At 64.5% G+C, this 11,819-nt stretch carries 8 protein-coding genes; 7 read left to right on the top strand and 1 reads right to left on the bottom strand.

What is annotated here, in order from left to right; translation table 11 throughout:
- Positions 1 to 77: 77 nt before the first annotated feature.
- The 7 genes from PMN64_RS38635 (at position 78) to PMN64_RS38605 (ending at position 10,886) form a co-directional block, all read left to right on the top strand.
- Positions 78 to 4,343, top strand: a complete 4,266-nt coding sequence (locus PMN64_RS38635) for an autotransporter domain-containing protein (RefSeq protein ID WP_411784547.1) — start codon at positions 78 to 80, stop codon at positions 4,341 to 4,343.
- 188 nt (positions 4,344 to 4,531) lie between these two features.
- Entirely contained in the window at positions 4,532 to 4,669 is a 138-nt protein-coding gene (locus tag PMN64_RS38630; RefSeq protein ID WP_167350443.1) for a hypothetical protein, read from the top strand.
- 258 nt (positions 4,670 to 4,927) lie between these two features.
- Positions 4,928 to 6,223, top strand: a complete 1,296-nt coding sequence (gene oxlT, locus PMN64_RS38625) for an oxalate/formate MFS antiporter (RefSeq protein ID WP_304499483.1) — start codon at positions 4,928 to 4,930, stop codon at positions 6,221 to 6,223.
- Positions 6,224 to 6,461: 238 nt separating this feature from the next.
- Complete coding sequence (gene oxlT / locus PMN64_RS38620; protein WP_028345244.1) at positions 6,462 to 7,778, top strand: oxalate/formate MFS antiporter; 1,317 nt, start codon at positions 6,462 to 6,464, stop codon at positions 7,776 to 7,778.
- A 314-nt stretch (positions 7,779 to 8,092) separates the two neighbouring features.
- Positions 8,093 to 8,527: a CBS domain-containing protein gene (locus PMN64_RS38615; protein ID WP_028331534.1), complete on the top strand. Its 435-nt coding sequence runs from the start codon at positions 8,093 to 8,095 to the stop codon at positions 8,525 to 8,527.
- A gap of 243 nt (positions 8,528 to 8,770) precedes the next feature.
- The gene (locus PMN64_RS38610; protein ID WP_168858126.1) at positions 8,771 to 9,766 is read left to right on the top strand and encodes an NAD(P)H-dependent flavin oxidoreductase; all 996 of its coding nucleotides are present in this window, start codon (positions 8,771 to 8,773) and stop codon (positions 9,764 to 9,766) included.
- 151 nt (positions 9,767 to 9,917) lie between these two features.
- Complete coding sequence (locus PMN64_RS38605) at positions 9,918 to 10,886, top strand: zinc-binding dehydrogenase (RefSeq protein WP_411784546.1); 969 nt, start codon at positions 9,918 to 9,920, stop codon at positions 10,884 to 10,886.
- A 189-nt stretch (positions 10,887 to 11,075) separates the two neighbouring features.
- On the opposite strand, the gene PMN64_RS38600 is transcribed toward PMN64_RS38605, so the two are convergent.
- Positions 11,076 to 11,570: an RlpA-like double-psi beta-barrel domain-containing protein gene (locus PMN64_RS38600; protein WP_411784545.1), complete on the bottom strand. Its 495-nt coding sequence runs from the start codon at positions 11,568 to 11,570 to the stop codon at positions 11,076 to 11,078.
- Between the last annotated feature and the right edge of the window lie 249 nt (positions 11,571 to 11,819).

Raw genomic sequence — 11,819 nt, 5'->3', positions numbered from 1 at the left:
CCCCCCCCCCCCCCCCCCCATTTCCAAGCACAAGACGGCATACGCGATGATATCCTAAGTCTCGTGGGCTCGGAGATGTGTATAAGAGACAGGGCTTGCTGGTGCTCGGCGATGGAACGTCGATCAGCAACGCCGGCAGCATTACCGGAGGCGGCGGCGGCAGCGGCGGGATCGGCTCCCTTGGCGGAGCCGGCACCGGCGGCAGCGGCGCTGGCGTCAATCTGGTCAGCAGCAATAATACACTGGGCAACACCGGCACCATCACGGGCGGTGCCGCGACCGGCGGAGGTACGGCCGGCGTCGGTGTCATGACCAATGGAAACAGCACCATCAACAATGCCGGCACGATCAGTGGCGGGCTCAACGCCGACGGCGTGACCCATGCGGCCGCGATCCGTTTCGGTGGAACCAGCAACGTCCTGAATTTGCTGACCGGCTCGACGCTTGTCGGCGATATTCAATTGATTACGGGTGCCGCTGCAACGATTGCAGCACAAAACAACGGGTTCGCGCTCAGCAACAACATCGTGCTCGGCTCCGGCTCCCTCGTCGCTTTCAACACCACGCCGGCCAATTTTTCAGTCACCGGTGTGGTATCGGGCGCCGGCAGCGTGGCCGTGACCGGAACAGGCACGCTCACTTTCTCCGGGACCAACACCTACACCGGAGGAACGACGCTGGCGGGCGGAACGCTGTCGGTGTCGTCAGAGGCCAACCTCGGCGCGGCTTCGGGCTCCCTGACCTTCAACGGCGGCACGCTCCAGGTGACCGGCACGAGCTTCACCGGTACGTCACGCACCATCAATTGGGGCGGCGGCGGCTTCGAGATCGTCGATGGCACCAACAATTTCGTCGTCAGCAACTCGTTCACGGGCAACGGCGGGCTGACCAAGTCCGGCGCCGGAACGCTGACCTTCACCGGCAGCAACAACTACTCCGGCGGCACCACCATCTCTGCCGGCACGTTGCAACTCGGCAACGGCGTCAGCTTCGGATCCATCACCGGCAACGTGGTGAACAACGGCATCTTCGCCGTCAACCGATCGGACATCTATACGTTCGGCGGGACGATCTCGGGCAGCGGTGCGTTCGCGCAGATCGGCATCGGCACCACCATCCTGACCGGCACCAACAGCTATGGCGGCGGCACGACTATGTCGCGTGGCACAGTGCAGGTGTCATCGGACACCAATCTCGGCGCCGCGTCGGGCGCGCTGAATTTCGACGGCGGTGGCACGCTGCGGGTCACCGCCACGAGCTTCACCGGCACCACGCGCGCGATCAATTTGGGCACCGGCGGCGGCGGTTTCGATATCGCGGACGCCGCCAACAATTTCACCCTGGGCCAGTCGATCAACGGAAACGGCACCCTGTTCAAGCTCGGCGCCGGAACGCTGACGTTGACCGGCAACAGCAGCCTGACAGGAGGCATCGCAATCAGAGCGGGCACGCTGCAACTCGGCAACGGCGGCACCTCCGGCTCCATCCTGGGCCAGGTGGTGAACAATGGCACCTTCGCCATCAACCGCTCCGACACCTTTACTTTCGGCGGCACCATCTCGGGCAACGGTGCGTTCGTGCAGAAGGGCAGCGGCACCACCATCCTGACCGGCAACAGCAGCTATGGCGGCGGCACGACGATCGCGAACGGCACGCTGCAGATCGGCAATGGCGGCACATCGGGCGCGATCACCGGCAACGTCTTCAACGACGGACGGTTGATCTTCAACCGCGCCGACGACAGCACCTTCGCCGGCTCGATCAGCGGCGGCGGCCTCTTCACCAAGAGCGGGACCGGCACGCTGACGCTCTCCGGCAACAACACCTATACGGGCGGCACGCAGCTGCTCGGCGGCACCCTGGTGGTCCAGGGCGGCAATGCCATTGGCGACAATTCCAGCGTCATCGTGCTCGGGGGTAGCACGCTGCGCCTGCTCAGCAATGAGACCGTCGCAACCCTGTCGTCCGGCGCAGCCGATTTCGGTACCGTCGATCTGGCCGCCGGCAATCTCACCACCAGCCTGAATTCGACCATCACCACCGCACTCTATTACGGCGCCATCACCGGCGCGGGCGGGCTGGTCAAGAACGGCACCTACAAGCAGGTGCTGGCCGGCAACGGCAGCTATACCGGCGGCACCACGATCAACGCTGGCACGCTGCAGCTCGGCGATGCGACGCATCAAGGCAAGATCATCGGCGGCGTGCTCAACAACGCCACCTTCGAGATCGTCAACGCCGATACCTCAGGCCTGACCGCGATCACCAACAACAGCAAGCTGAATTTCCGCAGCGCGACTACGGCCGGCGCCGTCACGCTCACCACCACAGCGAGCGGCCAGACCGCGTTTGCCGGCAACAGCACGGCGGGCAATGCCCGTCTCGTCACCGACAGCGGCGGCGTCGTGGACTTCTCCGCAAGCACGGGACCGGCCGGCGACCGCCGTCTCACCGCCGGATCGATCGAAGGCGCCGGCCGCTATAATCTCGGCACGAACGCGCTGACCGTCGGCGGCAACGACCTGTCGACCATCGTCAGCGGCGTCATCGCCGACGGCGGCGCGAGCGGGGGCAGCGGCGCTTCACTGACCAAGACCGGTGCCGGCACCCTGACCCTGAACGGCCAAAACACCTACACCGGCGCGACCAATGTCAACGCCGGCAAGCTCGTGGTCGGCGACGACACCCACGGCAGCGCAACCCTCGCCAGCGCCGTCACGGTGAACAATGGCGGCACGCTCGGCGGCATCGGCACCGTCGGCGGCATCACGGCCAATGCCGGCGGCATCGTCGCGCCCGGCAATTCGATCGGCACGTTGAACGTCGCCGGCAACGTTTCCTTCGCGGCCGGCTCGATCTACCAGGTCGAGGCCAATGCGGCCGGCCAGTCCGACAAGATTGTCGCCACCGGCACCGCGACGCTCGCCGGCGGCAATGTGCTGGCGCTGGCGCAGACCGGCACCTATGCGCCGCAGACGGTCTACACGGTCCTCACCGCGAATGGCGGCGTCAACGGCACGTTCAGCGACGTCACCAGCGGCCTGACATTCCTCACCCCGACGCTGAGCTACGACGCCAACGACGTCTTCCTGACGCTCGCCCGCAACGCCACCTCGCTCACGAGCGTCGCAACGACGCCGAACCAGATCGCCGTGGCCGGCGCACTGGACGCGAGCGGGCAGCAGCGCGCTCCGCTGATGGTCGCCGTGCTGAACCAGGGCGCCGCCGGCGCGCGGCAGGCGTTCGATGCGCTGTCCGGCGAAGTGCATGCCAGCGCGCAGACCGCGATGCTCGACGACTCGCGCTATCTGCGCGACGCCGTGCTCGGCCGTCTGCGGCAGGCTTCGTTCGCCGGCGGCAGCGGACCGATGGTGGCGCTCGGTTCGGGTGGCCCGCAGACCGCTGCGATGGACCAGCTGTCGGTGAGCACCGCGCTCGCCTATGCCGGCACCGAGCGGTCCGCGTTTCCGGTCAAGGCGCCGCCGCTCGCGCGCCCTGCGCAGATTCCGGACACCACGTTCTGGGCACAGGGGGTCGGCGCCTGGGGCCGGTTGAACGGCGACGGCAATGCCGCGGGAATGACGCGCGACCTCGCCGGCTTCTTCAGCGGCGTCGATCGCCGCTTCGCGCCGAACTGGATCGCCGGCATCGCCGGCGGCTACACCAGTTCGTCGGTTCATGTCGGCGATCGCGCGAGCTCGGCCGATATCGAGACCGCACATCTCGCTGGCTATGTCGGCGCGAGCTACGGCGCAGTCAATCTGCGCGGCGGCGCCTCGGCAAGCTTCAGCACGCTCGACACCAGCCGTTCGATCGTGTTCCCGGGCTTCTTCGACACGGCGCGCGCCCGCTATGACGCGACCACGGCGCAGGTGTTCGGCGAGATCGGCTATGGGCTATCGCTCGGCCGCGCCGCGCTCGAGCCGTTCGCCGGCCTCGCCTGGGCCCACCTCAACACCGACAGTTTCGCCGAGACCGGCGGCAGCGGCGCCGCCGCGCTGCGCGGCGCCGGCAGCAACCAGGATGTCGGCTACTCCTCGCTCGGCGCCCGCATCGCCACCAGCTTCGCCCTCACCAACGGCATGCAGCTGACGCCGCGCGCCTCGGTGGCCTGGCAGTACGCCTTCGGCGACGTGACCCCGACGGCGGCGCTCGCGTTCCAGAGCCTGGGAACCGGATTCACGGTGGCCGGCGCCCCGCTGGCGCGGAACGCGGCGCTGGTCGAAGGCGGGCTCGACCTGCGGGTCACGCCGCAGGCCAGCATCGGCATCGCCTATGTCGGCCAGCTCGCCGACCGGGTCCAGGATCACTCGGTAAAGGCCAGTTTTAGCTGGAAATTCTGACCCGGCGGCGCCGCCGGGCTGCTCCCCTTCCACGCCAATCCGGGATGCCGATCAGTCGATTTTGCTGCATTGCACAGTCGAGAATGCTGCTATGCAAACAAGCTCGTTGTATCTGGCATCTGGTATACATAGTTTGGCTGCAGACGATGAGCCGGCCCATTGCTGGCCTCCAATGAAAGGGGACACCAATGTCCAAGACCACCGTACTGACGCTCGCGCCCTCCTCCACCCTGTTCGGCCGCCTGCTGGCCTCGATCGACCGCCTGCTGATGAAGAGCGCGGAGATCTCGAATCGCAACGGCGACCTGCCGCGCTTCGGCCTCTAAGCCAAGGGATTTCCGGCGCTCTCCGCCGGATGCAGCTTCCGTCGCGAGATGCGACCTGACATTGAACCTTCGACCAATGGCCCCGATTTTCGGGGCCATTTCCTTGCGCGCTGAACTAGTCTCCCGGGGTGCCGGGGCTGAGTCCTGTGCGGCATAAGCGCGCGCTGCCCCTGCGACAGCTTGAACCTTGGCATATCGGATACCAAGATGGCCATCGCGCGCTCATAAGCAACGACAAGGGGCGCACTGGGAGGATCTATGTCGGACATGGTTCAGGCAACTGCGGCCCCTGCGGCCGCGCGTGTCAGCGACACCTATCGCTGGACGCAACTCGCGATCGGCGTCGCCGCGATGGTGATGATCGCAAATTATCAATACGGGTGGACGTTCTTCGTCCCCGACATCCAGAAGAAATTCGGATGGGATCGCGCATCGATCCAATGGGCCTTCACGCTGTTCGTGCTGTTCGAGACCTGGCTGGTGCCGGTCGAAGGCTGGTTCGTCGACAAATATGGTCCGCGCATCGTCGTGCTGGTCGGCGGCATCCTCTGCGCGCTCGGCTGGGCGATCAACGCGCAGGCGACGACACTGAACGGCTACTATCTCGGCATGATCATCGCCGGCATCGGCGCCGGCGGCGTCTATGGCACCTGCGTCGGCAATGCGCTGAAATGGTTTCCGGACAAGCGCGGACTTGCCGCGGGCATCACCGCTGCCGGCTTCGGCGCAGGCTCGGCGCTCACGGTCGCGCCGATCCAGGCGATGATCAAGGACTCCGGCTTCCAGACCACCTTCCTCTATTTCGGTCTCGGCCAGGGCATCATCATTGTGCTGCTCTCCTTCTTCCTGCTGGCGCCGAAGGCCGGACAGGTGCCGGCCGTCGTGGCGAATGCCAATATCATCCAGACCCGGCGCAACTATCAGCCGACCGAAGTGCTGCGGCAGCCGATTTTCTGGCTGATGTACTTCATGTTCGTGATCGTCGGCGCGGGCGGCCTGATGGTGACCGCGAACCTGAAGCCGATCGCGGTCGACTGGAAGGTCGACAGCGTGCCGGTCACGCTGATGGCGGTGACGATGACGGCCGTGACCTTCGCGGCGACCATCGACCGCGTCCTCAACGGTCTGACGCGTCCGTTCTTCGGCTGGATCTCCGACATGATCGGCCGCGAGAACACGATGTTCATCGCCTTCGGCATGGAAGGCATCGGCATCTGGATGCTCTACCTCTGGGGACACGACCCGGTTTGGTTCGTGCTGCTCTCGGGCTTCGTGTTCTTTGCCTGGGGCGAGATCTACTCACTGTTCCCCTCGACCTGTACCGATACGTTCGGCGCCAAGTTCGCCACCACGAATGCGGGCCTGCTCTACACCGCGAAGGGCACCGCGGCGCTGCTGGTGCCGATCGCCAACTACATGCAGCAATCGTCGGGCAACTGGGACAAGGTGTTCATCATCGCGGCAGGCGCCAACATCCTCGCCTCACTGCTCGCGATCGCCCTGCTCAAGCCCTGGCGAAAAATCGTGGTCGCGAAGTCCTCGGCTACGGCTTAAGCAACCGCCCTCCACCATCGTTTGCGAAGCGCCCGGTCAAAAGCCGGGCGCTTTTCGTTTTGCCGTTAGGAAGAGGCCATCCGGAGCGGCGCGTCGGAGGGCAGATTTGCTGCATTGCAGCAGAATGAAGGGCTTGCTTTCTGGAATATAGTATACCAACTTCCGCCGAGCGCTTGCGACGATACGCCACAATAATTGCGACACTCGGTCACAAGACCAGCGCGCTCGGGAGGACTTGATGGTTTCCAGCAATACTGCCGTCACACAAGCTCAACCTTCGTCCAGCGGCTTCCGCTGGCTGCAGCTCGTCATGGGCATCGTCTGCATGGCGATGATCGCGAACCTGCAATACGGCTGGACGCTGTTCGTCGATCCGATCGACGGCGCGCACCACTGGGGCCGCGCGGCGATCCAGTTCGCCTTCACGATCTTCGTGGTGACCGAGACCTGGCTGGTGCCGGTCGAGGCGTGGTTCGTCGACAAATACGGCCCGCGGCTCGTCATCATGTTCGGCGGCATCATGATCGCGCTCGCCTGGGTGTTGAACTCCTATGCCGACTCGCTCGCCTTGCTCTACACCGCCGCGGTGTTCGGCGGCATCGGTGCCGGCGCGGTGTACGGCACCTGCGTCGGCAACGCGCTGAAGTGGTTTCCCGATCGCCGCGGCCTCGCCGCCGGCGCAACCGCGGCCGGCTTCGGCGCCGGCGCCGCGCTCACCGTGGTGCCGATTGCAAAGATGATCGCCGCGAGCGGCTATCAGACTGCGTTCTTCGATTTCGGCATCGGACAGGGATTGATCGTCTTCCTGCTCGCCTTCTTCATCCAGCCGCCCGCGGTCTCGATCCCGCCGAAGAAGAAGCAGCTCAATCTGCCGCAGACCAAGGTCGACTTCACGCCGCCGCAGGTGCTGCGCAGCCCGATCTTCTGGGTGATGTATCTGGTGTTCGTGATGGTCGCCGCCGGCGGCCTGATGGCGGCGGCGCAGATCGCACCGATCGCGCATGACTACAAGATCGCGAACACGCCGGTCACGCTCGCCGGCTTCCAGATGGCCGCGCTGACATTTGCGATCTCGCTCGACCGCATCTTCGACGGTTTCGGACGGCCGTTCTTCGGCTGGGTCTCCGACAATATCGGCCGCGAGCACACCATGTTCATCGCGTTCGGCACCGGCGCGCTGATGCTGCTCACGCTGTCCACCTGGGGTCACAACCCGGTGGTGTTCGTGCTGGCGACCGCGGTCTATTTCGGCGTGTTCGGCGAGATCTACTCGCTGTTTCCGGCGACCTGCGGCGACACCTTCGGCTCGAAGTTCGCGACCACCAACAACGGCATGCTCTACACCGCGAAGGGCACCGCAGCGCTCTTGGTGCCTGCCGCCAGCATCGTTGCCGCCAGCTACGGCTGGCAGGCGGTGTTCGTGATCGCGGTCGCCCTCAATGCCACCGCGGCGCTGATGGCGCTGTTCGTGATCAAGCCGATGCGCCGCGCCTTCATCAACGGTAACGAGGTTGCCGCCGCGGAAGAGACCGCGACGAGCGCCAAAACGGCTTGACAAGACGGCTTAACAAGACGGCTTAACAGGACGGCTTGGCTAAAGACCACCCGATCAGGACCGCTTGGTCCCGACATTTCCCCGGAGACTGATGGAGGCGCATTTCGGTGCGCCTCTTTTCTTTTGCCAAGGTAGGGATGCCAGATACCAGAACGCTTAGCGCGTCAGATCGCCCTCGCCGCTCACAATCGTCGGAAATGTCAGCAAACCTGCCTATTTAAGCCGTTTCCTGATGGTAGATTCCTGCGACAGTCACGTTGACAATTGGCATTTTGTATACCAGACTCCAGTCAACGATAACCAAGGAGGTTGCCATGCAAGTCGGAGATATCCTGCGCAAGAAGACCCCCCGCGTCGCCACGGTGCGCATGAACGAGACCGTCGCGATTGCCGCGCAACTGATGCGCGCCAGCAATATCAGCGCGCTCGTGGTCAAGGATGTCGTTCGCACCGAGGGCAACACCGCCGTCGGCATGTTCACCGAGCGCGACGTGGTGCGCGCGATCGCCGAGCACGGTGCGGCCGGCGCGAGCATGAAGGTGTCGCAATTCGTCTCGGTGCAGCAGCTGGTCTCGTGCACATCGAGCGACACGCTCGAGCACATCCGTCATCTCATGACCAAGCACCACATTCGCCACGTGCCGGTCATCGACAATTACAGCCTGATCGGCGTCGTCAGCATGCGCGACATCGCCGCCGCGTTCGACGAGGAGACCGCCGCGTCGAAGAAAGACGCCGTGCCGGCGTAACAAGCGCCTTCTTTGCCTCGCTCTCAGCCAGGCGCTGCGTGTTCGATCACGAGCGCCTGAACAGATGACGAATTTCCGTCCCGCCCTCGCCTGACCGCCGCGGCCTGTCATTTCCGCATGGGCGCGCCGCAGGTCGCCGGTAGACAATTGCCGGACAGGACTGCATCCTTCCCTCGACATCCCATAACAACACCGTGCGCCGCCGTCCGCGTCACGGAAAATACCGATGGAAACGAGGGCAGAATGATCAAGACACGTTTCACCGAGATGTTCGGCGTCGACCACCCGATCGTGCAGGGCGGCATGCAATGGGTCGGGCGCGCCGAATTGGTTGCGGCCGTCGCCAATGCCGGCGCACTCGGCATGATCACCGCGCTGACGCAGCCGACGCCGGACGATCTGCGCAAGGAAATCGCGCGCTGCCGCGAGCTGACCGACAAGCCGTTCGGCGTCAACCTGACCATTCTGCCCGCGATCAAGCCGCCGCCCTACGCCGAATACCGCCAAGCCATCATCGAGAGCGGCATCAAGATCGTCGAGACCGCCGGCAACAAGCCGCAGGAACATGTCGACGAGTTCAAGAAGCACGGCATCAAGGTGCTGCACAAATGCACCAGCGTGCGCCATGCGCTGTCCGCCGAGCGGATGGGCGCCGACGCGATCTCGATCGACGGCTTTGAATGCGCCGGCCATCCCGGCGAGGACGACACCCCCGGCCTGATCCTGATCCCCGCCGCCGCCGACAAGGTGAAGATCCCGATGATCGCCTCGGGCGGCTTCGGCGATGCGCGCGGCCTGGTCGCTGCGCTCGCGCTCGGCGCCGAAGGCATCAACATGGGCACGCGCTTCATGTGCACCAGGGAGAGCCCGATCCACCAGCTCGTGAAGGAACGCATTGTCGCCAATGACGAGCGCGAGACCGAGCTGATCTTCCGCACCATGCGCAACACCTCGCGCGTCGCGAAGAACGCGATCTCGACCAAGGTCGTGCAAATGGAGAAGGAAGGCGCCAAGTTCGAGGACGTGCGCGAGCTGGTCGCCGGCGCCCGCGGCAAGATGGTCTACGCGTCAGGCGATGCCGACGAAGGCATCTGGTCGGCCGGCCAGGTGCAGGGCCTGATCCACGACATTCCGTCCTGCGCCGAGCTGGTATCGCGCATCGTCCACGAAGCGGAAGCGATCATCCGCGAGCGGCTGGAAGCGATGATGTCCGGCGCCAAGCGCCAGGCCGCGGAATAGGCGATTTGATCGCGCGCGGCTCTATCTCCTCATCCTGAGGAGCTTGCGAAGCAAGCGTCTCGAAGGATGAGGCCACAGTCGGGCCTCATGGTTCGAGACGTGCGAACACGCGCTCCTCACCATGAGGATTCAGACCGAAGGGAATGCCCCCATGAAAGCCTATGTCTACGGCCCTAACGGCCCTGAAATCACCGACGTTGCGAAGCCCGTGCCGAAGGGCACCCAGGTGCTGGTCAAGGTCCATGCCTGCGGGCTGAACCGCGCCGATCTCGGCATGACCAAGGGCCATGTCCACGGCGCGGCCGGCGGTGTCGGCACCGTGCTCGGCATGGAATGGGCCGGCGAGGTCGCCGACCTCGGCCCCGATGCCAAAGGCGTCAAGGTCGGCGACAAGATCATGGGCTCCGGCGGCGCGGCATTCGCCGAATACACGCTGGCCGATCACGGCCGGCTGTTCCGCGCGCCCTCGAACATGAATTTCGACGAGGCCGCAACCTTGCCCGTCGCGCTCGCCACCATGCACAACGCCGTCGTCACCAATGGCGCGCTGCAGCCGGGCCAGACGGTGCTGATCCAGGGCGCAAGCTCGGGCGTCGGGCTGATGGCGATGCAGATCGCCAAGCTGAAGGGCGCCAGGCTCGTGGTGGGCTCATCGACCGACGCGATGCGGCGCGGTCGGCTGAAGGAGTTCGGCGCCGATCTCGCGGTGGATTCCAAGGATCCCGGCTGGGTCGATCAGGTGCTGCAGGCGACATCAGGCGAAGGCGTCGACCTGATCGTCGACCAGGTTTCCGGACCGGTCGCGAACCAGAACCTCAAGGCGACCAAGGTCAAGGGCCGCATCGTCAATGTCGGCCGGCTCGGCGGCACCCATGGCGACTTCAACTTCGACCTGCATGCGGCGCGCCGCATCCAGTATATCGGCGTCACCTTCCGCACCCGCTCGATCGAGGAGATCCGCGAAATCTTCGACGAGGTGCGCAAGGACATCTGGCCCGCGGTCGAGGCACGCAAGCTGCAGCTGCCGATCGACCAGGTCTACAAATTCGCCGACATCGGCAAGGCGTTCGAACACATGGAAGCCAACAAGCATCTCGGCAAGATCGTGGTGACGCTGTAGCAGCAGCCTCCGGCGATCGTCATCGTCATTGCGAGCGAAGGGCGGATCAGCGAAGCGCAATCCACCATCATTCGCCGGATGCAACGGCAGATGATGCCGGAGCTTGTCATCGGACCGCGCTTCGCGCGGACCCGGTGGACTGATCCGCGCCTGCTACGTGCCACGCCCTGGCTCTTTCGCGTGCGGTGTTCAACCGACCGGTCCGGGAATCCAATAGTCTCCCGCAAGCGGGCTGACCTTGACGCCACTGATGACTCCGAGCTCCAGGCTTGGATCGAAATAGCGCATCGTCCGCTCATTGAGGTCGATGACGCGGCCAGGCCTTAGCGGCCCCACGTCATTTATCTTCACGATGACCTTCTTGCCGACGGCCTCGACGAGGGCATATTTCGGCCTCGCGCCAAATTGGACGCCACCAAACTTCCGACGCAGACTCGTCTTGATGGCAGCCGCCCAGACCGAGTGATCATAGCGCTCGCCGGAGGCTGTGCTCGGACCGCCCTCCTCCTTGCCGGGCCTGAACGGATTGTACATGGATGCCGCGCCAACGATTGCATCCCCACACGCGGCATTGACGACGGCGCTTGAATGAACCGCAGCGATTTCACTTCGAGCAGCGGTGCCAGAAAAGGCGAGCGCAACCAGGGCGCCGCAAATCGCGGCGCTCGAGCCGAACAGCATCATAACTCCTTGATTGATTTTCTTCGATCTTCCGGTTCCCGATGCCGCAAAACATGGTCAAGCGAACGCGGAGGCGTTAACGCGTGCCAATTCTTTGCGGATTCGTGCCAGTTCCGGCGACGGAACCGTCATGAGAACCAGGCGGTTCTCACACAGCGTTTTCAGTTTCTCGCCCGACTAAGACAGAGAATGCGTCAGCAAAATGACTGAATGGAGCTGTCTTCGACAGCGCGTAAAGAGCATATCGGCGTC

The organism is Bradyrhizobium sp. UFLA01-814, from assembly GCF_046718885.1.
GTDB classification, from domain to species: domain Bacteria; phylum Pseudomonadota; class Alphaproteobacteria; order Rhizobiales; family Xanthobacteraceae; genus Bradyrhizobium; species Bradyrhizobium elkanii.
The sequence above is the reverse complement of the archived record's forward strand: the minus strand, read 5'-3'. Positions and strand labels throughout refer to the sequence as shown.

What these genes read in the sequence shown, in the direction of transcription:
- oxlT (WP_304499483.1), top strand. Translation starts at nt 4,928, where the DNA reads ATGTCGGACATGGTTCAGGCAACTGCGGCCCCTGCGGCCGCGCGTGTC.
- oxlT (WP_028345244.1), top strand. Translation starts at nt 6,462, where the DNA reads ATGGTTTCCAGCAATACTGCCGTCACACAAGCTCAACCTTCGTCCAGC.
- PMN64_RS38615 (WP_028331534.1), top strand. Translation starts at nt 8,093, where the DNA reads ATGCAAGTCGGAGATATCCTGCGCAAGAAGACCCCCCGCGTCGCCACG.
- PMN64_RS38610 (WP_168858126.1), top strand. Translation starts at nt 8,771, where the DNA reads ATGATCAAGACACGTTTCACCGAGATGTTCGGCGTCGACCACCCGATC.
- PMN64_RS38630 (WP_167350443.1), top strand. Translation starts at nt 4,532, where the DNA reads ATGTCCAAGACCACCGTACTGACGCTCGCGCCCTCCTCCACCCTGTTC.
- PMN64_RS38605 (WP_411784546.1), top strand. Translation starts at nt 9,918, where the DNA reads ATGAAAGCCTATGTCTACGGCCCTAACGGCCCTGAAATCACCGACGTT.
- PMN64_RS38600 (WP_411784545.1), bottom strand. Translation starts at nt 11,570, where the DNA reads ATGATGCTGTTCGGCTCGAGCGCCGCGATTTGCGGCGCCCTGGTTGCG.